This is a genomic window from Angustibacter luteus (assembly GCF_039541115.1).
GTDB classification, from domain to species: Bacteria; Actinomycetota; Actinomycetes; order Actinomycetales; family Angustibacteraceae; genus Angustibacter; species Angustibacter luteus.
On record NZ_BAABFP010000007.1, the window covers coordinates 189,574 to 212,198 of the forward strand.

22 protein-coding genes are annotated in these 22,625 nt (G+C 72.4%); 10 read left to right on the forward strand and 12 right to left on the reverse strand.

Features of this window, described 5'->3' with window-relative positions; genetic code table 11:
- Window positions 1-40: 40 nt before the first annotated feature.
- Both ABEB17_RS14920 and ABEB17_RS14925 read right to left on the reverse strand, forming a co-directional pair.
- A complete protein-coding gene (locus ABEB17_RS14920; protein ID WP_345717526.1) occupies window positions 41-583 on the reverse strand; it encodes a DUF1003 domain-containing protein in 543 nt (180 codons plus the stop codon).
- A complete protein-coding gene (locus ABEB17_RS14925) occupies window positions 573-1,904 on the reverse strand; it encodes a magnesium transporter MgtE N-terminal domain-containing protein (RefSeq protein ID WP_345717527.1) in 1,332 nt (443 codons plus the stop codon). The genes ABEB17_RS14920 and ABEB17_RS14925 overlap by 11 nt, the downstream gene beginning before the upstream one ends.
- 34 nt (window positions 1,905-1,938) lie before the next feature.
- Between ABEB17_RS14925 and ABEB17_RS14930 the strand changes: the two genes are divergently transcribed.
- On the forward strand, window positions 1,939-2,898 hold the full coding sequence (locus tag ABEB17_RS14930) for a PhzF family phenazine biosynthesis protein (RefSeq protein WP_378227131.1): 960 nt from the start codon (window positions 1,939-1,941) through the stop codon (window positions 2,896-2,898).
- On the forward strand, window positions 2,895-3,683 hold the full coding sequence (gene map / locus ABEB17_RS14935) for a type I methionyl aminopeptidase (RefSeq protein WP_345717528.1): 789 nt from the start codon (window positions 2,895-2,897) through the stop codon (window positions 3,681-3,683). Before ABEB17_RS14930 ends, map begins: the two co-directional genes overlap by 4 nt.
- Here map and ABEB17_RS14940 read toward each other — a convergent pair.
- The 3 genes from ABEB17_RS14940 to ABEB17_RS14950 are packed head-to-tail and all read right to left on the reverse strand — an operon-like array spanning window position 3,668 to window position 5,309.
- A complete protein-coding gene (locus ABEB17_RS14940) occupies window positions 3,668-4,207 on the reverse strand; it encodes a DinB family protein (protein WP_345717529.1) in 540 nt (179 codons plus the stop codon). The two genes, map and ABEB17_RS14940, sit on opposite strands and share 16 nt — an antisense overlap.
- A gap of 9 nt (window positions 4,208-4,216) precedes the next feature.
- Window positions 4,217-4,750: a hypothetical protein gene (locus ABEB17_RS14945; protein ID WP_345717530.1), complete on the reverse strand. Its 534-nt coding sequence runs from the start codon at window positions 4,748-4,750 to the stop codon at window positions 4,217-4,219.
- Window positions 4,743-5,309 (reverse strand): hypothetical protein, encoded by a 567-nt coding sequence (locus ABEB17_RS14950; RefSeq protein ID WP_345717531.1) that lies wholly within the window; start codon window positions 5,307-5,309, stop codon window positions 4,743-4,745. Before ABEB17_RS14950 ends, ABEB17_RS14945 begins: the two co-directional genes overlap by 8 nt.
- A 128-nt stretch (window positions 5,310-5,437) precedes the next feature.
- Between ABEB17_RS14950 and ABEB17_RS14955 the strand changes: the two genes are divergently transcribed.
- From ABEB17_RS14955 to ABEB17_RS14970, 4 genes are all read left to right on the forward strand, one after another.
- Window positions 5,438-6,373 (forward strand): DMT family transporter, encoded by a 936-nt coding sequence (locus ABEB17_RS14955; RefSeq protein ID WP_345717532.1) that lies wholly within the window; start codon window positions 5,438-5,440, stop codon window positions 6,371-6,373.
- 70 nt (window positions 6,374-6,443) lie between these two features.
- Window positions 6,444-7,445, forward strand: coding sequence for an HpcH/HpaI aldolase/citrate lyase family protein (locus tag ABEB17_RS14960; protein ID WP_345717533.1), 1,002 nt, complete (start codon window positions 6,444-6,446; stop codon window positions 7,443-7,445).
- A 185-nt stretch (window positions 7,446-7,630) separates the two neighbouring features.
- Complete coding sequence (locus ABEB17_RS14965) at window positions 7,631-8,833, forward strand: acyl-CoA dehydrogenase family protein (protein ID WP_345717534.1); 1,203 nt, start codon at window positions 7,631-7,633, stop codon at window positions 8,831-8,833.
- A 36-nt stretch (window positions 8,834-8,869) separates the two neighbouring features.
- On the forward strand, window positions 8,870-9,373 hold the full coding sequence (locus ABEB17_RS14970) for a YflT domain-containing protein (protein WP_345717535.1): 504 nt from the start codon (window positions 8,870-8,872) through the stop codon (window positions 9,371-9,373).
- 4 nt (window positions 9,374-9,377) lie between these two features.
- On the opposite strand, the gene ABEB17_RS14975 is transcribed toward ABEB17_RS14970, so the two are convergent.
- The 4 genes from ABEB17_RS14975 to ABEB17_RS14990 are packed head-to-tail and all read right to left on the reverse strand — an operon-like array spanning window position 9,378 to window position 12,100.
- Window positions 9,378-9,764 (reverse strand): VOC family protein, encoded by a 387-nt coding sequence (locus ABEB17_RS14975; RefSeq protein ID WP_345717536.1) that lies wholly within the window; start codon window positions 9,762-9,764, stop codon window positions 9,378-9,380.
- Window positions 9,761-9,934 carry a hypothetical protein gene (locus tag ABEB17_RS14980; protein WP_345717537.1) on the reverse strand — a complete coding sequence of 58 codons (174 nt, stop codon included), beginning with the start codon at window positions 9,932-9,934 and terminating at the stop codon, window positions 9,761-9,763. The genes ABEB17_RS14975 and ABEB17_RS14980 overlap by 4 nt, the downstream gene beginning before the upstream one ends.
- 59 nt (window positions 9,935-9,993) lie before the next feature.
- Window positions 9,994-10,605 carry a DUF6636 domain-containing protein gene (locus tag ABEB17_RS14985; RefSeq protein ID WP_345717538.1) on the reverse strand — a complete coding sequence of 204 codons (612 nt, stop codon included), beginning with the start codon at window positions 10,603-10,605 and terminating at the stop codon, window positions 9,994-9,996.
- 10 nt (window positions 10,606-10,615) lie between these two features.
- Complete coding sequence (locus tag ABEB17_RS14990; protein ID WP_345717539.1) at window positions 10,616-12,100, reverse strand: aminopeptidase P family protein; 1,485 nt, start codon at window positions 12,098-12,100, stop codon at window positions 10,616-10,618.
- Between the two features lie 119 nt (window positions 12,101-12,219).
- On the opposite strand from ABEB17_RS14990, the gene ABEB17_RS14995 reads away from it, so the two are divergent.
- Together ABEB17_RS14995 and ABEB17_RS15000 are read left to right on the forward strand one after the other, a co-directional pair.
- Window positions 12,220-12,840, forward strand: coding sequence for a LysE family transporter (locus tag ABEB17_RS14995; RefSeq protein WP_345717540.1), 621 nt, complete (start codon window positions 12,220-12,222; stop codon window positions 12,838-12,840).
- A gap of 59 nt (window positions 12,841-12,899) precedes the next feature.
- A complete protein-coding gene (locus tag ABEB17_RS15000; RefSeq protein WP_345717541.1) occupies window positions 12,900-14,387 on the forward strand; it encodes an HNH endonuclease signature motif containing protein in 1,488 nt (495 codons plus the stop codon).
- Window positions 14,388-14,406: 19 nt separating this feature from the next.
- Here the strand turns inward: ABEB17_RS15000 and ABEB17_RS15005 are convergent, their stop codons facing one another.
- A complete protein-coding gene (locus ABEB17_RS15005) occupies window positions 14,407-14,895 on the reverse strand; it encodes a DUF2505 domain-containing protein (protein ID WP_345717542.1) in 489 nt (162 codons plus the stop codon).
- A 159-nt stretch (window positions 14,896-15,054) separates the two neighbouring features.
- Here ABEB17_RS15005 and ABEB17_RS15010 point away from each other — a divergent pair, with 159 nt between their 5' ends.
- Window positions 15,055-19,959: an NAD-glutamate dehydrogenase gene (locus ABEB17_RS15010; RefSeq protein WP_345717543.1), complete on the forward strand. Its 4,905-nt coding sequence runs from the start codon at window positions 15,055-15,057 to the stop codon at window positions 19,957-19,959.
- Window positions 19,960-19,983: 24 nt separating this feature from the next.
- On the opposite strand, the gene ABEB17_RS15015 is transcribed toward ABEB17_RS15010, so the two are convergent.
- Window positions 19,984-20,310 carry a DMT family transporter gene (locus ABEB17_RS15015; protein ID WP_345717544.1) on the reverse strand — a complete coding sequence of 109 codons (327 nt, stop codon included), beginning with the start codon at window positions 20,308-20,310 and terminating at the stop codon, window positions 19,984-19,986.
- 78 nt (window positions 20,311-20,388) lie between these two features.
- Here ABEB17_RS15015 and ABEB17_RS15020 point away from each other — a divergent pair, with 78 nt between their 5' ends.
- Window positions 20,389-21,858 carry a sensor histidine kinase gene (locus ABEB17_RS15020; RefSeq protein WP_345717940.1) on the forward strand — a complete coding sequence of 490 codons (1,470 nt, stop codon included), beginning with the start codon at window positions 20,389-20,391 and terminating at the stop codon, window positions 21,856-21,858.
- 116 nt (window positions 21,859-21,974) lie between these two features.
- On the opposite strand, the gene ABEB17_RS15025 is transcribed toward ABEB17_RS15020, so the two are convergent.
- On the reverse strand, window positions 21,975-22,223 hold the full coding sequence (locus ABEB17_RS15025; RefSeq protein WP_345717545.1) for a WhiB family transcriptional regulator: 249 nt from the start codon (window positions 22,221-22,223) through the stop codon (window positions 21,975-21,977).
- Window positions 22,224-22,625: the final 402 nt, after the last annotated feature.

The window sequence follows — 22,625 nt, forward strand, 5'->3', positions numbered from 1 at the left end:
TCGGCAGGTCCGCCGTGTGGGTGAAGGTCTGAGCGCTAGTTCACCCTGCGGGACGGTCCCTGGGGCCGTCCGGGTGTCCCGTGCCGTCCCGTTCGTCGAGCTCCTCGAGCAGGGCGCGCAGCTCCGAGCGGACGAAGTCGCGGGTGGCGACCTCGCGCAGCGCGATGCGCAGCGAGGCGACCTCGCGGGTCAGGTACTCGGTGTCGGCCAGGTTCCGCTCGTCCCGGGCCCGGTCCTGCTCGCCGAGCACGCGGTCGCGGTCGTCCTGCCGGTTCTGCGCGAGCAGGATGAGCGGCGCGGCGTAGGAGGCCTGCAGCGACAGGATGAGGGTGAGCAGCGTGTAGTTGAGCGCCTTGGGGTCGAACTGGGCCGTCGTCGGCGCGAAGGTGTTCCAGCCCCACCAGAGCAGCACGAACACCGTCATGTAGACGAGGAAGCGGGCGGTGCCCATGAACCGGGCGAACCGCTCGGCGAACTTGGCGAAGGCGTCCGGGTCGACCTGCGGCCGGGTGATCAGGGCGCGGCGCACCTCGCGCGGCTGGTCCAGCCGGGGCGAGCGGGTCCGGCGGCGCTCACGAGCCACGGCGCACCTCCTCGCGCTCGTCGGTCACGGCTGGGCCGTCTGTCCCGTCCTGCGGCCCGTCGTGCGGGCCGTCGTCCTCGCGCCAGTCGTCGGGCAGCATGTGGTCCAGGACGTCGTCCACGGTGACGGCGCCGAGCAGGTGGCCGTCCTCGTCCGCGATGGGGGCGCTGACCAGGTTGTACGTGGCCAGGAACCGGGTCAGCGCGCCGAGGGTGGTGTCCGGGGTGAGCGCCCCGATGTCCTTGTCGATGATGCCGCCGACGGGGGCGTGCGGCGGCTCGCGGAGCATCCGCTGGATGTGCACCAGACCGAGGAAGCGGCCGGTCGGCGTCTCCAGCGGGGGGCGGCAGACGAACACGCTGGCCGCCAGCGCGGGGCTGATCTCGGCCCGGCGGACGACGGCCAGGGCCTCGGCGATCGTCGCGTCGGGGGCGAGGATGACCGGCTCGCTGGTCATCAGGCCGCCGGCGGTGTCCTCGTCGTAGGCGAGCAGGCGGCGCAGCGGCGCGGCCTCCTCGGGCTCCATCAGCTGCAGGAGGTGCTCCGCCGTCTCGGCGGGCAGCTCGGAGAGCAGGTCGGCGGCGTCGTCCGGCTCCATGGCCTCCAGGACGTCGGCGGCGCGCTCGTTGGCGAGCTGGGTGAGGATCTGGACCTGGTCGTCCTCGGGCAGCTCCTCCAGGACGTCGGCCAGCTTGTCGTCGTCCAGTGCGGCGGCGACCTCGACCCGTCGCTTGGGTGACAGGTCGTGGATCACGTCGGCCAGGTCGGCGGCCTTCAGCGACTCGAGGCTGGCGAGCAGGTTGGCGGCGCCCTGGCCGGTGGTGTCCAGGGACAGCCCGACGACCTGGTCGGCATCCACCAGGAAGCTCTCGCCACGGCGACGCAGCCGCCCACCGAGGCCGCCCGTCTGGGTGGGACGGCGCACGAACAGCTTGGTGACCACCCAGTCCCGGGTGCGCTGCTGGCTCATCGCGACGTCCTCGACGACGACCGTGCCGCTGCCGTCGCGCAGCGTCACGGTGCGGTCCAGGAGCTCGGCGAGCACGAGCGTCTCGGCCGAGCGCGGCTCGAACCGGCGCATGTTCACGACCCCGGTCATGATCACCTGCCCGGTGTCGACGCTGGTCACCCGGGTCATCGGCAGGAAGACCCGCCGTCGTCCGGGCACCTCGACGACGAGCCCGACGACCAGCGGGGCCAGCCGTCCGGTGCGGAAGACGACGACGACGTCGCGCGCCCGCCCGACCTGGTCGCCGTGGGGGTCGAACACGGCGAGGCCGGACATGCGCGCGATGAAGACCCGCGAAGGTGCGCCGCTCACGCCCGTCAGGCTAGCGCCGCGTAGGGTGCAGCCGGTGGACCCGGTGGCCTTGCTGGACTTCGACGTCGTGGACGTGTTCACCGCCACGCCCTTCGCCGGCAACGCGTTGGCGGTCGTGCACGGGTCCGCCGGACTCGCCACGAGGCAGCTGCAGGCGATCGCCCGTGAGTTCCACCTGTCGGAGACGGCGTTCCCGACTCCGTTGGGCGACAACCGGTACCGGCTGCGGATCTTCACGCCGAGCGGCGAGCTGCCGTTCGCCGGCCACCCGTCGGTCGGCGCGGCCTGGGTGCTGCGCGAGCGGGGCGAGCTCGTCGGGACGTCGGCGCAGCAGGAGTGCCTGGCCGGCACGGTGCGGCTCGAGCTCGGGCCCGCCGGTGGGTCGGGCGGGCCGGTGTGGCTGACCGGAGCGGCGCCGACGCTGCGCGGCGAGGTCACGGCGGCCGAGCTCGCCCTGGCGCTGGACGCCGTGGGTCTCGCGCCCGACGACCTGGCCGGTCTGCCGTCCCTGGTGGCCGGCACGGGTCTGGACTTCGGCTACCTGCTGGTGCGGCCGCCGGCGCTGGAGCGGGCGGTGCCCCAGCTGCGTTCCCTCACCGCGGTGCGGCAGGCGCTGTCGCAGCGGCTGGGGTGCGACGTCGGGGGCGTGAGCGTGGTGGCGTGGCCGCTGGCGGGCCGTCCCGATGCCGGGGCTGCCGCGGTGCCGGTGCGGGTGTTCACCGACGACATCGGCGCCGCCGCCGAGGACCCGGCGACCGGCTCGGCGGCGCTCGGCCTGCAGGTCGCGCTGGTGGCGCTGGGGCTGCTGGCGCCGGACGGCGCGAGCGTCGTCGAGCTGTCCCAGGGCGTACAGCTGAGCCGGCCGTCCACCCTGCGCTGCCGGGTCGAGGCGAGCGGCGGCGTCGCGGTGCGCTGCCACGTCGGGGGTCAGGTGGTGCCGGTCGCGCGGGGCTCGATCCGGGTGCCGCCGGCCGGCGGGCAGGCGAGCGCATGATCGAGATCCTGAGCCCCACCGAGCTGGCCCGGGCGCGCGAGACCGGTGCCCTGGTGGGTCACATCCTGCAGACCCTGAAGAGCCGCACCACGGTGGGCACGAACCTCCTGGACCTCGACCGGTGGACCCAGGCGATGATCACCGAGGCCGGTGCCGTGTCCTGCTACGTCGACTACGAGCCGTCGTTCGGACGCGGGCCCTTCGGCCACTACATCTGCACGTCCGTCAACGACGCCGTGCTGCACGGGCTGCCACGCGACTACCAGCTCGCTGACGGGGACCTGCTGACCCTGGACCTCGCTGTCTCCCGACGTGACGTCGCCTCGGACGCGGCCATCAGCTTCATCGTGGGCGATTCGCAGCCGTCCGAGAGCGTCGCGCTGATCCGCGCGACCGAACGCGCGCTGGCGGCCGGGATCGGCGCGGCCGGCCCGGGGGCCCGCATCGGCGACATCTCCCACGCCATCGGCTCGGTCCTCACTGCGGCGGGGTATGCGATCAACACCGAGTTCGGGGGGCACGGCATCGGGTCGACGATGCACCAGGACCCGCACGTCGCCAACACCGGTCGCCCCGGCCGTGGCTACACCCTGCGCCCCGGCCTCCTGCTCGCGCTGGAGCCGTGGGTGATGGTGGACACGGCCTCGCTGGTCACGGACGCCGACGGGTGGACCCTGCGGAGTGCGACGGGCTGCCGCACCGCCCACAGCGAGCACACGATCGCCATCACCGACGACGGCGCCGACGTCCTCACCCTGAGCGACCCGGCCTACTCGCCGACCTGACCGTCGATGGCCTCCCGGATGAGGTCGGCCTGACCGAGGTGGCGGGCGTACTCGTCGATCAGGTGGTTCAGCACCCAGCGCACGGAGTGCCGGTGCGGGCGGTGCGCGATGGCGCGGACGTCGTCCAGGTCCGCAGTCGCCAGCACGCGCCGGGCCGCCTCGACCTCGGCGGCCCAGACGGCGAAGGTGTGCTCCCCGGTGGCGTCGGCGACGTCGTGGAACTCCTCGTCCGGGTCGTCGGTGCGGGTGAACAGACGGCCAGGGACGCCGCCGGCCACGACCGCCTGGACGTACCAGCGCTCGACCGCGGCCAGGTGCCGGACGAGCCCCAGCAGGGTCAGCGAGGACGTTGGGACGGAGCGCTGTCGGAGCTGCTCGTCGCTCAGCCCGGCGCACTTGCGGACCAGGGCGTCGCGCTGGAAGTCCAGGAAGGTCGTCAGCGTGGTGCGCTCGTCGGCGTCCTCAGCGAGCAGGAACCGCAGGTCGCCGTCGTCGGGTGAGGAGTGCTCCGTCTCGGTGCTCACCAGGGCAGGCTAGGCGGCGGGTCCGACAGGCCGCGCGAGGACGAGGTTCAGCAGCGCGGCGGCGGCGAAGAACAGCAGGTAGCCGTCGAGCCAGTGCGCGAGCGAGGCCCCCCAGTAGCCGGGCCCGCCCCAGGCGTTCGCGGTCCACGACGGTGCCAGCGCGGCGAACACCTGCATGGCCGCCCGGAACGGCTCCCAGAGCAGCACGTACAGCAGGAGGAGCGTGACCAGGGCCCGGACAGGTGCCAGCAGCGACCAGGGCCTCATCCGCAGGGTGGCGACGACCCGGCGCAGCGCGCGCTGCCGGAAGGGCAGGCTGAACGGCTGCGGCCGGTCGCGGCGCCGCGCCACGAAGGCCACCGTCACCGTGGCGACCCCGGCGACCGCGGCCAGCACCCAGTGCACCGCGATGGCGTTGTTGGCCGGCTCGTTCGGCGGATACGTCGCGGGTGCGTCCTGCCAGGCGAGTAGGCCGGCCAGGAGGCCCAGCACGACCAGCCCGCCGACCAGGGCGAGAGTGAGACGCGAGTAGGGGTTAGCCACGCCGCCGGCGCAGCCGCAGCGCCCGCCGGCCCCGCCCGCCGGCATGGAAGGGACGCCAGGTGGACGTCGTCGCCGTACTCGGGGCCGGCGCCGCCGCCCCACTCGCGTCGTCGTACCGACCCGGCTGCTCGAGCGCCTGCGAGGTCGGCGTGATCCGGGTGATCCGCGCCCCCGTCGTGCGCCAGTGCTCGGGCAGGTCAGCCGGCAGGGCGGCCGAGTTCAACCGTCCGGGAGCCAACGCCCCGGCCGCCGCCAGCCACTCCTCGCCGGACGCATCCAGCACCTCGGCCACCGCAGCCACCGTGACCAACCGAGCCCCGGTGTCCTTGCTGCGCAACACCAGGTCGACGTCGCCGTCCAGCTCGGGCAGCTCCTGCTCGCCCGGCCCACTCACGACGAGAACCGCGCCCTCGTGCCACTCGTGCCAGACCCCCCAGGCCCGCGACTGCCCACGCGGCCGGACCCAGAGCATGCCGCCCTTCGACGCCGCCTCAGCCACCAGCGCGCCGACGACGTCCGGCACCACCGCCGCCTCGGCCTGGCCCACGGACTCGCTCACCCGAGCACCTTCCCATACGAGACAGAGGCGCGGGCGGTGTGGACCGGAGGTCGGCGTCAAACGAGCTTGCGAGAGCCGACCGTAGGTCCGCACCGACCGTGCCGACCGCTCATGAGAAGGTCCGGAGCGTGGGCGAGGAGGAGCAGGACAGCGCGCGGCTGACGGCTGCCCTGCTCGCCGTCGGGGTCGTGGCGGTGTCGTTCTCGGCGCCGATCGCGGCGACGACAGCGGCTCCCGCGCTCGCTGTCGCGTTCTGGCGCAACGCGTTTGCGAGTGCGGGCGTCGTACCGTTCGCGCTGATTCGCCGGCGCGCGGAGCTGCGTCGGCTGTGGCGCGAGGAGCGTCAGGTCGTGCGCACGGCGGTGCTGGCTGGGCTGGCGCTGGCCGCGCACTTCGGCCTGTGGATCCCGAGTCTGCGGATGACCAGCGTGGCGGCATCGACCGCCTTGGTCACGACGACGCCGCTGTGGACGCTCGGGATCGACTGGGCCCGTGGCAACAAGCCGCGCTCCGGTGTCCTGGTCGGAGTCGTGATCGCCTTCATGGGCGTCGTCCTCATCACGGGAGTGGATGCAGGCTCGTCGTCGCGGCAGCTGGTGGGCGACGCGCTGGCGTTGGCCGGCGGCGCCGCGGCTGCCGTGTACACCGTGCTGGGTTCCGCGGTACGGCAGACGGCCAGCACGGCGTCGTACACGGCGATCGCCTACCCGGTCTGCGCCCTGGTCCTGCTGCCGGTCTGCTTGCTGGGCCACCAGTCGCTGGTCGGCTTCGACGCCCAGACCTGGGCGCAGCTCCTCGCCCTGACGCTGAGCGCGCAGCTGCTCGGGCACTCGATCCTGAACCGCGCCCTGCGCACCGCCGGGGCGACGACGGTGGCGCTCGCGATCCTGCTCGAGGTGCCCGGTGCCGTGCTGATCGCCTGGGCCTTCTGGGGGCAGCAGCCGCCGGTGGCCGTGCTGCCGGGGGCGGCCCTGGTGCTGGTCGGTCTGGCGGTCGTGGTGCGATCGCGGACGACCACCCGCCGGGTCGAGTCGGCGCTCGAGGTGGGCAACGTCACGGACTGAGCCACGTGACCGGGCCGGTCGAGCGTGGGTAGCCTCGCCGACGTCCCGCCTTCGAACCCCAGGAGCCACGATGTCCGCGCCCAACGCGACGCCCGGCACGACCCCCCGCACGGGTCCGCGACCCCTGCGGGCGCGGCGCTCGAACCTGGCGGTCCCGGGCTCCAACCCGAAGATGATCGAGAAGGCCAAGGGGCTGGCCGCCGACCAGGTCTTCCTGGACCTGGAGGACGCGGTCGCGCCCATCGCGAAGGAGGGCGCGCGCGCCACCATCGTGGCGGCGCTCACCGAGGGCGGCTGGGGCAACAAGGTCCGCACGGTGCGGGTGAACGACTGGACGACGAAGTGGACGTTCGGCGACGTCCTCGAGGTCGTCGGCGGCGCCGGTGCCGACCTGGACTGCATCATGCTGCCGAAGGTGCAGACCGCCGAGCAGGTCGTCGCCCTGGACCTGCTGCTCACCCAGCTGGAGACGGCACACGGCTTCGAGCCCGGCCGGATCGGGATCGAGGCGCAGATCGAGAACGCCCTCGGCCTGACCAACGTGAACGCCATCGCTGCGGCGTCCCCGCGGGTCGAGGCGATCATCTTCGGGCCGGCGGACTTCATGGCCAGCATCAACATGAAGTCGCTGGTGGTGGGGGAGCAGCCGCCGGGCTACGACGTGGGCGACGCGTACCACTACATCCTCATGCAGATCCTGATGGCGGCCCGCGCCTACGACAAGCTCGCGATCGACGGGCCGTACCTGCAGATCCGCGACGTCGAGGGCTTCACTCGGGTCGCGAGCCGTTCTGCCGCACTGGGTTTCGACGGCAAGTGGGTGCTGCACCCGGGGCAGATCGACGCGGCGAACGAGGTGTACAGCCCGCGTCAGGAGGACTACGACCACGCCGAGAACATCCTGGACGCCTACGCGCACTTCACCTCCGAGGCCGGCGGCGCGCGCGGTGCGGTCATGCTCGGTGACGAGATGATCGACGAGGCGTCGCGCAAGATGGCGCTGGTCATCTCGGCGAAGGGTCGCGCGGCCGGCATGTCCCGCGGCGACCGCTGGACGCCCCCGCAGGACTGACCTGTCCCCAGATCGCCCTGCCGCCGAGACCAGAGACGTGGGGCACCTGAGCATCCCTGGGTGCCCCGGTTCCCTGGTCTCGACGTGGTCGCCGCCACAGGTGGCGCTGGTCACAGCGGCGGCCGGACCGACGCCCGGCCCGCCATACTCACCGGTAGCCACCCCGACGACGAGGAGCGACAGCGATGGGCCGCCTGCAGCACACCGAAGGACTCACCGAGGACCAGCTCGAGCTGTTGAAGCTGGTGCGTGAGTTCGTCGACGAGCAGGTCATCCCGGTCGCGATGGAGCTGGAGCACGCGGACGAGTACCCGACAGACATCGTCGAGGGCATGAAGGAGATGGGGATCTTCGGCCTGATGATCCCCGAGGAGTACGGCGGCCTCGGCGAGTCCCTGCTCACCTACGCGCTGGTGGTCGAGGAGATCGCCCGCGGCTGGATGAGCGTGAGCGGCATCATCAACACGCACTTCATCGTGGCGCACATGCTGATCCAGCACGGCACCGACGAGCAGAAGCAGCGCTACCTGCCCCGGATGGCGACCGGCGAGGTGCGCGGCGCCTTCTCGATGAGCGAGCCCGGCTGCGGCAGCGACGTCAGCGGTATCAAGACCAAGGCCGTGCGGGACGGCGACAGCGCGGACTGGACGATCAACGGCCAGAAGATGTGGCTCACCAACGGCGGCAGCGCCAACCTGGTCGCGGTGCTCACCAAGACGGACACGGGCGCGGACTCGGTCTACAAGAACATGACGACGTTCCTCGTCGAGAAGGAGCCGGGCTTCGGCGAGACCGCGCCCGGCCTCACCGTGCCGGGCAAGATCGAGAAGATGGGCTACAAGGGCGTCGACACCACCGAGCTCGTCTTCGACGGGTACCGGACGACGTCCGAGCAGGTCCTCGGCGGGGAGCCCGGGCAGGGCTTCTACCAGATGATGGACGGCGTCGAGGTCGGGCGCGTCAACGTGGCCGCCCGCGCGTGCGGCGTGGCGATGCGGGCCTTCGAGCTGGGCACGGCCTACGCCCAGCAGCGCGAGACGTTCGGCAAGAAGATCGCCGAGCACCAGGCGGTCCTGTTCCGGATCGCGGAGATGGCCACCAAGGTCGAGGCCGCGCACCAGATGATGGTGATGGCTGCGCGGACCAAGGACGCCGGGGAGCGCAACGACCTCGAGGCCGGCATGGCCAAGTACCTGGCGAGCGAGTACTGCTCCCAGGTCGTCGAGGACTCGTTCCGCATCCACGGCGGCTACGGCTACTCCAAGGAGTACGAGATCGAGCGCCTCTACCGCGAGGCCCCGATGCTGCTGATCGGCGAGGGCACCGCGGACATCCAGCGGATGATCATCGGGCGCCGGCTGCTGGAGGAGTACCGGTTCAAGGGATGAGAGGCTGAGGGTCTGCCCAACGGGAGGAACACGAAGATGGCTGCACCGACGCCGCGTGGCGTTCGCCCCTCGATCGCCCTGGAGTTCCCGCAGTCGCTCGGTGTCTTCGACAAGTACGAGGACGCCCAGCGCACCGTGGACTACCTGTCGGACCAGCAGTTCGCCGTCCAGAACGTGATGATCGTGGGTACCGACCTGCGCCAGGTGGAGCGGATCACCGGGCGGCTGACCTACGCCCGGGCCGCGATGGCCGGCGCGGCGTCGGGTGCCTGGTTCGGCCTGCTCATCGGGATCCTGCTGAGCCTTTTCAGCACCGGCAGCGATGCCTGGTCGGCGATCTTGACGGGGCTGCTCATCGGGTTGGCGTTCGGCATCGCGTTCGGCCTCGCCGGGTACGCCGCGACCGGTGGGCGCCGGGACTTCACCTCGGTGTCCCAGGTCGTGGCGACCCGCTACGAGGTGCTGGTCGAGCACAAGCTGCTGCTGGAGGCCCAGCAGGTTCTGCAAGGGATGCCGAACCGCCCCCAGCAACCCCTCTGAGGTTCTAGCTCTCGATCCACAGGCAGAACGGGTGCCCGACCGGGTCGAGGCAGACCCGGACGTCGTCCTGGGGCTGGAACTCCGCCAGCGTCGCGCCGCAGGCGAGCGCGTGCTCGGCGGCGCCGTCCAGGTCGTCGACCTGGACCTCCAGGTGCAGCTGCATCTGCTGCTGACCCGGTCCGGCCGGCCACACCGGTGCCACGAACGGGTCCTCGTACTGGCAGGAGATCGACACCCCGCCACCCGGGGGGCGCACGACGGCCCAGGTCGGGTCGGCGGACTCCTCGTCGACCCGCCAACCGAGCAGCGCGGCGTAGAACCGGGCCAGTGCCAGGGGGTCGGGCGCGCCGATGTTGACCGTGCTCAGCCGGATCCCGTGCGGCGCGCTCACGGCAGGCCGGGCGCCGGGTCGGGGTCCGGGAAGCCCGGCATGGGCTCGTCCGGGATCGGCAGGGGTGGCTCGGTCGGCCCCGGCCCGGGGATGGGGGTGGGTGGCTCCACCGGCCCGGGCTCGGGCAGCGGCGTCGGGGGCGTCGGCGGCACAGGCGTGGGTTCGGTCATCTCCCCACGATCCACCGCCTGGGCCGGAGGTGCCACCGCAGCCCCTCTGGGCCGCGAGGTCAGCTCACCTGGAAGGCCGCTCGCGACAGGCTGAACGCGTGGCCGGACGAGCCGTCGCGGCAGCTGATGCCGTCCTTGCTGCTCCGGCAGGTGAAGTCCCCCCGCGTGACCGCCTTGCCGTACTTCAGGGCGGACCCGCCGTCCACCGCGTCGCTGGCGCAGGTCACGGACGCGCGCGCGCCGTCCACGAACAGGCCGGTGCCCCAGTCGGCCTGGCAGTCACCGGGCCGCGCGCCGGGTGCCCAGGTCTTGTCACCGATGTCGCAGCGCGCTCCGGCGGAGCTGAGGGCGCAGCGGATGTTGCCGCTCGGCGAGGAGAACTGCACGAGGTCCCCGGCGGGCTCCGGCGGGGTGGACGCGGCTGCCGGGCCCGCCGACGAGGGCGTGCTGACGTCACCGCCCTCCGTGGTCGGGGCGGCGCTGTCGGTGCTGGGGCGCGGTCCGGCCGCGGTCGTCGCCGCGCCGCCAGGCTGCCCGTCGGCCGGGGCGAACAGGCCCTTGAGCCCGAACACCAACCCACCCACGCAGAGCACACCCAGGACGGCGACGGCCACCACGGTGGCCGTGCGCCGGTTGTCCCGGGGGACGTCGGGCAGCGGGGGCAGGCTCATCGCGAGGGCCTCACGAGCGCAGGGACGACATCCACTGCTCGACGTCGTCGGGGGTGCGGGGCAGGGCCGCCGAGAGGTTCTCGTAGCCCGTCTCGGTGACCAGGACGTCGTCCTCGATCCGGACGCCGACGCCGCGCAGCTCGTCCGGCACCAGCTCGTCGTCGGCCTTGAAGTAGATCCCCGGTTCGACCGTGAGAACCATGCCGGGCTTGAGCTCGGCCTCCATGTACTGCTCGCGTCGGGCCTGCGCGCAGTCGTGGACGTCGATGCCGAGGTGGTGGCTGGTGCCGTGCACCATCCAGCGGCGGTGGTGACCGCCCTCGTCGCTGAGCGTGGTCTCGACGTCCACCGGCAGCAGACCCCACTCGTGCAGCCGCTCGGCGACGACCTTGATCGCCGCCTCGTGGATGTCCTTGAAGGCGGCGCCGGGCTTGATGGCGGCCATGCCGGCCTCCTGCGCGTCCAGCACGGCCTGGTAGACCTTGCGCTGGGCCTCGCTGAAGGTGCCGTCGACCGGCAGGGTGCGGGTGACGTCGGCGGTGTAGAGCGACTCGACCTCGACGCCGGCGTCGACCAGCAGCAGGTCGCCGTCACGGATGTCACCGTCGTTGCGGATCCAGTGCAGCGTGCAGGCGTGGTCGCCGGCCGCGACGATCGACTCGTAGCCGACCCCGTTGCCGGAGTGCCGCGCCACCAGCCCGAACTGGCCCTCGACCCAGCGCTCGCCGCGGCCCTTGCCGACGGCATCCGCCAGGCTGCGGACGACGGCCTCGAAGCCCTCGGCGGTGGCCGCGCAGGCGAGCCGCATCTGGGCGACCTCCCACTCGTCCTTGGTCAGCCGGAGCTCGGACAGGAACTGCAGCAGCGCCTCGTCCAGGGCCTGGTCGGCCTCGAGCTCGCGCTCGGCCGACTGGGTACGGGCCTCGTCCAGCACCGCGGTGAGCTCGGCGTCCGCGCCGCGCACGATCCGGACGACGACGTCCCCGAGGTCCTTCTTGATGGCCTCCGGCAGCTCGTCGAGGTGGCGGGCGGCGATGGCCAGCTCGGCCTCGACCTCCTCCAGGCTCGGGCGGACGCCGACCCAGAGCTCGCCGTACCTGGCGTCGGAGTAGAACTCCTCGGTGTCCCGACCGGCCCGCGGTCGGAAGTAGAGGATGGCCTCGTGGCCGCCGCCGTCCTTCGGCTCCAGCACCAGGACCGAGTCGGGCTCGCGGTCGGCGCCGAGGCCGGTGAGGTGGGCGAACGCCGAGTGCGGCCGGAAGATGTAGTCGGTGTCGTTGCTGCGCACCTTCAGCCCGCCGGCCGGGATCACGATGCGCTCGCCCGGGAACGCCGCGGACACGGCGTCGCGTCGGGCGGCGGCGTAGGGCGCGACCTCGGCCTGCTGCGGCAGGTCGCTCGGTCGGGCCGCCCAACCCTTCGCGATGAACGCCTTGAACGCCTCGGACGTCGGGCGGGAACGGTGGTCGGTCTTCTTCGGCTGCTCTTCGCTCACCGGGACATGCTCTCACTGACCGCTGGCCGGGCGTGAATTCGGCCTCGACGTACCTCGACCGGCCGAGCGCTCGGTGAAATGCCTTTGGTCGGCGCTGGCGCGTCCTCGATGCTTCGTTCGTGATCTCTGCGCTGGGTGCCGGCCTGCTGGCGGGGTTGGGCATCGCCGTGCCCGTCGGCGCGGTCGGCGTGTACCTGGTGACGCTGGCGGCGCACCGCTCCGTGCGGGTCGCGGCGTGTGCGGCTCTCGGGGTGGCCTCCGCCGACCTGGTCTACGCGGTGCTGGCGGTGCTGGGTGGGCAGGCGGTGGCGTCGCTCGCGGAGTCGGTCGCCGAGCCGTTGCGCTGGGTCGCGGTCGTGGCGTTGCTGCTGGTCGGGGCGAAGATGGCGGTGGACGCGGTGCGTCACAGCCGGGCGATCGCCGAGGGGGTGCACGCGCCGAGCGACCCGTCGGCGCTGCGGGCGTACGTCTCGCTGCTGGGTCTGACGTTGGCCAACCCGGCGACGATCGTGTACTTCGTGGCGCTGGTGACCGGGAACCGGGCCGGGTCGGGTGCCACCGGCGGCGGGGCGGCGTTCGTCCTGGGGGTGTTCGTCGCGTCGGCGTCGTGGCAGCTGACGCTGGTGACCGGGGGACGACTGCTGGCCCGGGTGGCCACGAGTGCGCGGGGGCGGCTGGTCACCGGGTTGGCTGGTAGCGGCCTGGTGATCGGCCTGGCCGTCTGGACGGCCGTGGGTTGACCCATTCGACCTGTGGATGACCCCGGTCGCCTCGCCCGATCTGTCCTAGAATAGAACACGTGTTCGAGACCTCCCTGCGCGAGCGACGCGCCCCCGCCGGGTCGGGTGCTGCCGACCCCGTCGGTGCCGCCGAGGCCGAGGCGTGGCTGTGGGCGCTGGGTCGCGGGCTCACCGACCCGCTGGCTGCGACCCGCGCCGTCGAGGACGCGGTGACGGACCTGCCCGGCGACCAGCTCGCGACGTTCCTGGTCGCCCTCCCGCCCACTGCCGGGGTGGACGGCTGGACGGTGGTGGAGGCGATCAAGGGCTACGAGAAGGTCCTGCGGTGGGCTGCTGCGCAGCAGCTGCGGTGGATCGCCGAGCTCGCCCAGCGACGGCAGGACGGGCGCTCGCGATGGTCCCGGGGAGATGCGGCGAACCAGGACGACCCGAGCGAGGGGACGCCGGCCGAGCGGCTGATGGGCCGGGTCGGCCACGACGCCGCGGTCGAGATCGCGTTCGCGCTGGGTGAGTCCACCCGGGTCGGCAAGGACCTCCTCCACCAGGCGCTGAGCCTGACGGAACGCCTGCCGCAGACGCTGGCGGCGCTCGCCAGCGGGGACGTCTCTCGCCGAGTCGCGGCGGTCGTGGCCGACGAGACCTCGGTGCTGGACGACGCCGTGGTGCAGCGGCTCGACGGAGCGTTGGCCGAGCGGGTGGCCGGGCGCACGGCGCCCGAGGCCCGGGCCAGCGTGCGTCGGGCGGTGGTGGCCGCGGATCCTGGCGCCGCCCTGGAGCGCGAGGCCAAGGCCCGGCGCCAGCGGTGCTTCGAGGTGGACCGGCAGGTCGTCGACGGCATGGGGACGTTCGGCGGCTTCGCACCGATCGAGGACGTGATCGCCATCGACGCGAGGGTGCGCGGGCTGGCCGACCGGGCGCGCACCCCCGATGACGACCGCTCGGCCGCCGCGCGCCGGATGGATGTCGTCACCGACCTGTTGCTGGGCCGCGTCGTGCCATCGGCCGCTTCTGCGCCCGGCGCGGCGGCCGATCCCGAAGGCCGCCCGTGGGCCGTGGACGTCGTGGTGTCGCTGAGCACCCTGCGCGGCCTGGACGACGAGCCGGGGGAGCTGCGCGGCTACGGACCGATCACGGCCGGCACGGCTCGCGAGCTGGCCGGCGCCGGGGTCTGGCGGCGGCTGCTGACCGACCCGGTCTCGGGGGTGGTCACGGACGTCGGGACGCAGCGGTACCGTCCGCCGCCCGGCCTGGCGGATCTGGTGCGTGCCAGGGATCGCGTGTGCCACGCACCGGGTTGTCGTCAGCCGGCCGCGCGCTGCGACCTCGACCACGTGCTGGACTCGCCAGCCGGTCCGTCACCTCGACCGCACCGGGACGGCGCGACCGCGGACTGGAACCTCGGCGCTCTCTGCCGCACCCACCACACCTGCAAGTCCCGGCCGGACTGGCAGGTCAGGTCGCCGAGCCCGGGTGCCTTCCAGTGGCGGACGCCGACCGGTCACACGTACACGACCGACCCGAGTCCACCGCTCGAGCCGCCGTTCTGACGGGCCGCGCTGCTCGGGGTCAGGCCAGCCACCCGGTGCCCAGCTCCTGCTCCTTGGCGATGGCGGCCCGGATGGCGGGCTCGGCGGCCTTCTCGATCTTGCCCCCGACCAGGGGCACCGAGGCCTTGAGGTCGCCATCCACCCGCTCGGCGGTGCCCGCGCCGTCCGGAGCGAGGGCGATGGTGCCGCTGAGCCGGACCGGCGCGCCCTGGATCTCGACGACCACGGTGCCCTCACGGGCGCCGTCGGCGCCAGCGGCGCCCCAGTGGTCGACCCGCATGACCTTCAGCGTGGACCCCACGAACTTGCGCACGAAGTCCGGCAGGTCGTCGGCGGGCAGCGTCCGGGTCGTGGTGATCGTCGCCCCGCCGCCAGCCTGCTCGACGTCCACGCTGTGGTCGATCGCACCGGTCGCCTCGCACACCTGCCGCTGGAAGTCCGGGTCGGTCAGCATGGCGAACACGTCGTCGGGTGCCGCGTCGTAGCGGATGTCGGCGAGGAACTTCACGTCGTCTCCCAGGTCTGCGCGTGTGCGATCGGCGTCGTGCGCGCCCACGCTACGCGACCCGGGCGCGCCCGGGTCGGCTGTGCCGCAACCACAGCGGTATCGTCGCCAGCGGCACGCAACGGCGCGTGCCCAGCGGTCACGACAGAGGTCACGGGAGTCATGGCGCACTCGCCAGCAGGGTCCAGGTCGCAGGTGCTCGAGAAGGCGGCGGCGCTGGCCGATCGCTCGCAGCACGACTCGATGCTCACCTATCTGACGCGGTACTACCGGCACGTCGCGGACGACGACCTGCTGGCCCGTCAGCCCGAGGACCTGCTCGGGGCGGCCGCCAGTCACCGGGACCTGGCTCGCAACCGTCCCGTCGGCACCGCCAAGGTGCGCGTCTTCACCCCGACCGTGGACGAGCACGGCTGGTCCAGCGGGCACACGGTCGTCGAGATCGTCACCGACGACATGCCCTTCCTCGTCGACTCGGTGCAGGCCGAGCTGGCTCGCCTCGGCCGTGCCCTGCACCTCGTGGTGCACCCGGTGATGATCGTGCGCCGCGACGCGACCGGCGTCCTGCAGGAGCTGGTCGAGGGCGTCGCGCCCGGGGACGAGCTGCCCTACGACACCGGGCGCGAGTCCTGGATGCACCTGGAGATCGACCGCGAGTCCGGCCAGGGCGACCTGGACGAGCTGACGACGCGGCTGCGCAGCGTGCTGGACGACGTCCGGGACGCCGTCGAGGACTGGCAGAAGATGCGCGAGACGGCCGTCCGGCTCGCCGACGAGCTCGAGCAGGGCCCGCCCAAGGGGCTGGACGCGGACGAGGTGAAGGAGGCGCGCCGCCTGCTGACCTGGTTGTCCGAGGGCAACTTCACGTTCCTCGGCTACCGCGAGTACGCCCTGGAGACCGAGGACGGCGAAGACGCCCTGCGCGCGACGTCCGGCACCGGCCTGGGCATCCTGCGCTACGACCAGCGGGTGTCCGACAGCTTCGGCCGGCTCTCGCCCGCGGTGCGCGCCCGGGCCCGCGACCCGCGCCTGCTGATCCTCACCAAGGCGAACTCGCGCTCCACGGTGCACCGCCCGGCCTACCTGGACTACGTGGGTGTCAAGAAGTTCGACGCCGACGGCAACGTCGTGGGCGAGCGCCGCTTCCTCGGCCTGTTCACCTCCGCGGCCTACACCTGGTCGGTGGTGCAGGTCCCGGTGATCGACTCGAAGGTGCGTCGCGTCCTGCAGCGCTCCGGCTTCTCGGCGCAGAGCCACAGCGGCAAGGACCTGCTGGAGATCCTGGAGACCTACCCGCGCGACGAGCTCTTCCAGACCGACGTCGACGACCTGTACTTCATCGCGACCAGCGTGCTGCACCTGCAGGAGCGACGGCGCACCCGGCTGTTCCTGCGCCGTGACGAGTACGGCCGGTTCATGTCCTGCCTGGTCTACCTGCCGCGGGACCGCTACACGACGCAGATGCGCCTGCGCATGGAGGAGATCCTGCGCGAGGCGTTCGACGGCGAGAGCGTGGACTACACGACCCGCGTCTCGGAGTCGGTGCTGGCTCGGCTGCACTTCGTCGTCCGCGTCCCGCGCGGCGCCGACATCCCGAACGTGGACGTCGAGGCGCTGGAGGAGCGCCTCATCGCGGCCACCCGCACCTGGGACGAGGACTTCGCCGAGTCGCTGCGCGCCGACGTGGGCGAGGAGGACGGCGCCCGGCTGCTCGCCCTGTACGCCAAGGCCTTCCCGGAGGCGTACAAGGAGGACTTCCCGGCCCGGGTGGCGGTGGCGGACCTGCGCCACGTGGACGCCGTGGCCGGTGTGCAACCGTCCACCGACCCCCTGATGAACCTCTACCAGGAGCCGGGCCGGCCGGCGAACGAGCGGCGCTTCAAGTTCTACCGGCGCGAGCCGCTGTCCCTGACGACGGTGCTCCCGGTGTTCAGCCACCTCGGCTGCGAGGTGGTGGACGAGCGCCCGTACGAGCTCGACCTGGCCGACGGAAGCCAGGTGCACGTCTACGACTTCGGCCTGCGCTACGCGGGCGAGCAGGTGGACGGCTGGGTGCGCGACCAGGCCGAGGTGGCCCGGCAGATGTTCCAGGACGCCTTCGCCGCGGTCTGGTCCGGTCGCGCCGAGAGCGACGGCTTCAACGGGCTGGTGCTGGCCGCCGGCCTGAGCTGGCGGCAGGCGAGCGTGCTGCGGGCCTACACCAAGTACCTGCGCCAGGCCGGGCTGACCTTCAGCCAGGAGTACGTCGAGTCCTGCCTGCTGTCCAACGTCGCCGTGGCCCGGATGCTGGTCCGGTTGTTCGAGGCGCGGTTCGACCCCGACCACCTCGGCTCGGGCCCGGAAGCCGACGCCCGGCTGGAGACCTGCGCCGCCCTGGCGGAGGAGATCGAGGGCGCGTTGGACGACGTCGCCAGCCTGGACCACGACCGGATCCTGCGGGCGCTGCTGGGTGTCGTGCAGGCGACCTTGCGCACCAGCTACTTCCAGGTCGACGACGGCGGCGAACCGCACCCGTACCTGGCCTTCAAGCTCGACCCGCACCGGGTGCCCGACCTGCCCGAGCCGCGGCCCGCCTTCGAGATGTGGGTGTACTCGCCGCGGGTCGAGGGGGTGCACCTGCGGTTCGGCAAGGTGGCCCGCGGCGGCCTGCGGTGGAGCGACCGCCGGGAGGACTTCCGCACTGAGATCCTGGGCCTGGTCAAGGCACAGATGGTCAAGAACGCCGTCATCGTGCCGACCGGCGCCAAGGGCGGGTTCGTCGCCAAGCAGCTGCCCGACCCCAGTGACCGGGAGGCCTTCCTGGCCGAGGGCATCGCGTCGTACCGCACGTTCATCTCGGCCCTGCTGGACGTCACCGACAACCTGGCCGGCACCGGCGACGCCGCCGTCGTCGTTCCGCCGCAGCGGGTGCTGCGCTACGACGGCGACGACACGTACCTGGTCGTCGCGGCCGACAAGGGCACCGCGACGTTCAGCGACATCGCCAACGAGGTGGCCGTCAGCTACGGCTTCTGGCTGGGCGACGCGTTCGCCTCGGGCGGCTCGGCCGGCTACGACCACAAGGCGATGGGGATCACCGCCCGCGGCGCCTGGGAGTCGGTGAAGCGGCACTTCCGCGAGCTCGACCTGGACACCCAGGCCCAGGACTTCACCGTCGTGGGGGTCGGCGACATGAGCGGCGACGTCTTCGGCAACGGGATGCTGCTGTCCGAGCACATCCAGCTCGTCGCCGCCTTCGACCACCGGCACATCTTCATCGACCCCGCGCCCGTGGCCGCGGGGTCGTACGCCGAGCGCCGCCGGCTGTTCGACCTCCCCCGCTCGTCCTGGGACGACTACGACCGCACCCTGATCAGCGAGGGCGGGGGCGTCTGGCCGCGGTCGGCGAAGGCCGTGAAGCTCAGCGCCCAGGCGGCCCAGGCGATCGGGCTCGGCCGCGAGGCGACGTCCGTCACGCCGGCCGCGCTGATGAAGGCCATCCTCGCCGCGCCCGTCGACCTGCTGTGGAACGGCGGTATCGGCACCTACGTGAAGTCCTCCGCGGAGTCGAGCCAGGACGTCGGTGACCGGGCCAACGACGCGATCCGGGTCAACGGCAACGAGCTGCGGGTCCGGGTGGTCGGCGAGGGCGGCAACCTCGGACTGACCCAGCTCGGCCGCATCGAGGCGGCCCTGCACGGCGTCCGGGTGAACACCGATGCCATCGACAACTCCGCCGGCGTCGACACCTCCGACTACGAGGTCAACATCAAGATCCTGCTGAACGCCGTGGTGGCGGACGGCGACCTGACCACCAAGCAGCGCAACGTCCTGCTGGCCGAGATGACGGACGACGTCGCGCACCTGGTGCTGCGGGACAACTACGAGCAGAACGTCCTGCTCGGCAACGCCCGCGAGCAGGCGCACCCGATGCTGCCCGTGCACCAGCGGCTCATCCACGCGTTGTCCGACCGCGGCGACCTCAACCGCGCGCTGGAGTTCCTGCCGGACGACACGGCCATCAACCGTCGGCACGAGGAGGGCCTGGGGCTGACCTCGCCCGAGTTCTCGGTGCTGGTCGCGTACTCCAAGATCACCCTCGCCGAGGACGTGCTGGCGAGCTCGCTGCCGGATGACCCGTGGTTCGCCTCCACCCTCGCCGCGTACTTCCCGGAGGCGCTCGTCGAGCGGTACGGCGACCGGCTGGCCCAGCACCCGCTGCGCCGCGAGATCGTCACCACCAAGCTGGTCAACAACCTGGTCAACCGGGGCGGCATCACGTTCGCCTTCCGGGTCGCGGAGGAGACGGCGGCGACCCCGGTGCAGGTCGCGCTCGCCTACGTGGTGGCCCGCGAGGTGTTCGACCTGCACGACTTCGTGGCCAAGGTCGAGGCGCTGGACAACCAGGTGCCCACCCGCGCGCAGACCGCGCTGTACCTGGAGTTCCGCCGCCTGATGGACCGCGCAGTGCGGTGGCTGCTGCAGTCCCGGCCGCCGATCACCGACCTGGCGGCCGAGATCGAGCGCTTCGCCAGCGTGGTCACGCCGCTGCGCCCGCAGGTCCCCGAGATGCTGGTGGGCGGCGAGCAGCGCCGGCTGCACCGCCGCACCAAGGAGCTCGTGAAGCTGGGCCTGCCGGACGACCTGGCGGCCCAGGCGGCCTCCCTGCTGGACGTCTACTCGCTGCTGGACATCGCGGAGATCAGCTACGACACCGGGACCGCCCCGGACGTCGTCGCCCCGATGTACTTCATGCTGTCCGAGCGCTTCCAGGTCGACACCATGCTGGGACTCATCACCCGGCTGCCGCGTGACGACCGCTGGGACGCGCTGGCTCGCGCCGCGCTGCGCTACGACCTGTACGCCGCGCTCGAGCAGCTCACGGTGTCGGTGATCAGCAGCACGGACCCGGACCAGAGCTGCAGCGAGCGGATCGCGACCTGGGACTCGTCCAACCGGGAGAGCCTGGCTCGGGTCCGCGACCTCGTCGCCGAGGTCAGCCACCTGGACCGCACCGGCATCGCGGCGCTGTCCGTGGCGCTGCGCGGGCTCCGGGGAGTGGTGCGCAGCAACGCCTCCGGCAGCTAGTGCTCCGGAGCTCGGCGGTGGGGCCTAGTGCGAGCTGCTGCCGCTGACCTGCAGGCCGACGACGCCGACGATGATGACGCCGATCCAGAACGCCTTGGCCCAGGTGGCGGACTCGTCGAAGAACCAGATGCCCAGGACGGCGACCGCGGCCGTGCCTACCGCGGACCACACGGCGTAGGCCACCCCGACCTCGACCTGCTTGAGCGCCCGGGCCAGCAGCACGAAGCTGGCGACGTAGCCGATGACGACCACGACCGAGGGCCACAGCTTGGTCAACCCGTCACTGGCTTTCAGGCAGACGGTCGCCACGATCTCGGTGGCGATCGCGGCCGACAGCAGGATCCAGGGCATGCCGCCATCTTGGCAGCAACCGAGGAGCCGGTCGTAGGGGCAGACCCCGTGGCTGCGTAGGCTCGGCGCGTGTCGTCCATGACCGACCTCGTGCACGAGCGCACCGACCTCGGTGACGCCGACGTCGAGTGGCTGCGCCTGCTGGTGGGGGACTGGCAGCTGCTGTCCGACCTGTCCTTCGCGGACCTGGTGCTCTGGGTGCCCGCCGGCGACGGCTGGCTGGCGGTCGCGCACGTGCGTCCCACGACCGGGGCCACGGCCTTCGTGGACGACGTGGTGGGCCAGGACGTGGCCCGGGGCCGTCGCCCGCAGCTGGACCGTGCCTTCGACGAGCAGCGGATCTGCCGCGAGCGCGACCCCGACTGGCAGGACGACGTCCCGCTGCGTGAGGAGACCATCCCGGTCGTCCGCGACGGGCGGCCCATCGCCGTCATGGCCCGGCACACGAACCTGTCCACGATGCGCACGCCGAGCCGGCTCGAGCTCACCTACGTGGCGTGCGCGGACGCCCTGGCGCTGATGATCACGTCGGGGTCCTTCCCGGTGGCCGGCGCCCCCACCGGGATGCGCCGCGGCGCGCCGCGGGTGGGGGACGGGCTGCTCCGGCTGGACGTCGACGGCCTGGTCACCTACGCCAGCCCGAACGCCGTGTCCGCCTTCCACCGGCTGGGTCACGACCGCGAGCTGGTCGGCCAGTCGCTGGCCGAGGTGACGACGTCCCTGATGCGGGGCCGGGGTCAGGTGGACGAGGGGCTCTCGCTGGTGGTCACCGGCAAGGCGCCCTGGCGGGCGGACCTGGAGGCGTCCGGTGCCACGCTGAGCGTGCGGGCGGTGCCGCTGCAGGTGGACGGACGGCGGATCGGTGCCCTGCTGCTGGCCCGCGACGTGTCCGAGCTGCGCCGCCGCGAGCGGCAGCTGCTCAGCAAGGACGCCACGATCCGCGAGATCCACCACCGGGTGAAGAACAACCTGCAGACGGTGGCCGCGCTGCTGCGCATGCAGTCCCGGCGGGTGGACGACGCGGCTGCCCGGACCGCGCTGTCCCAGGCCGAGCGGCGGGTGGCCGCCATCGCTCTGGTGCACGAGACCCTCTCGACCGGGTACGACGAGACCGTCGACTTCGACGACGTGGCGGCCCGAGGGTTGTCCGCCCTCGTCGAGGTGGCCCGCCCCGGCGGTGCGGTGCGCACCCAGCACGAGGGCAGCTTCGGGCGGCTGCGCGCCGAGGACGCGACCGCGTTGTCGCTGGTGCTGACCGAGCTGGTGCAGAACGCGGTGGAGCACGGCTTCGCGGGGCGCGACGGTCTGGTCACGGTGCACGCGGAGCGGTCCGGCGCCGGGGCGGACGACCGGCTCGTGGTGCGGGTCAGCGACGACGGCATGGGTCTGCCCGAGCGCTCGCAGAACGGGCTCGAGCGGGACGGGCTCGGCACCCAGATCGTCAAGGCCCTGGTCAGCGAGCTGGGTGGCACCATCGCCTGGTCGGGGCGGCCGGGTGGCGGCACCGACGTCCGGCTGGATCTCGTGCCGCGGCCGCTGGAGGACTGAGCTGGAGATTGGGCGGGAGACTGGGCTGGCAGCGCACCGGGCAGACGTCAACGCCCCGGTCGGGTGACCGGGGCGTTGGGTGGTGCGGGGTGTTCGGGGCTGCTGCGGGCCGGCTCTCAGACCGCTCGGCGGGCTCGGGCGTTGCGTCGCTTGAGGGCCCGGCGCTCGTCCTCGGACAGTCCGCCCCAGACTCCGGCGTCCTGACCGGACTCCAGCGCCCACTGCAGGCACACGTCGCGGACGTCGCAACGTCGGCAGACGGCCTTGGCCTCTTCGATCTGCAGCAGGGCGGGTCCGGTGTTTCCGATCGGGAAGAACAGCTCGGGATCCTCGTCGAGGCAGGCAGCGCGGTGGCGCCAGTCCATCGGGATCGATCTCCTGTCATCTACGTCGTCTTGGGGGCTGCCAGGCGGTGGGCCAGACAGCGCGACTACCCATCATGGCCGCTCGGTGTGCTCTTGTGAAGGACTTCACGAGCGCCGTGTCGGGTCGTCGTCAGTGACCCGAAGAACAAGGGTCACACCTTGTGCGGTGCCTGCACAAGGGTTATCCGTGATCGTTCTGTGATGAGGCGTGAGGGCTTGATCACACACAGTGCCCGCAGGAGCTGGGCGCTAGCGTGTCCGCCGTGCCTGAAGAGCAGCTCGAACCGCCGGAACCGGACGATCCAACCCGAGAGGGGGACGACGCGCCTGCCGCGGCGTCCGCTGCCCCCTTGCTGTGGCGGAGGCTGGCGTGCGGCCTCGTCGGGCTGCAGGCGGTCCTCC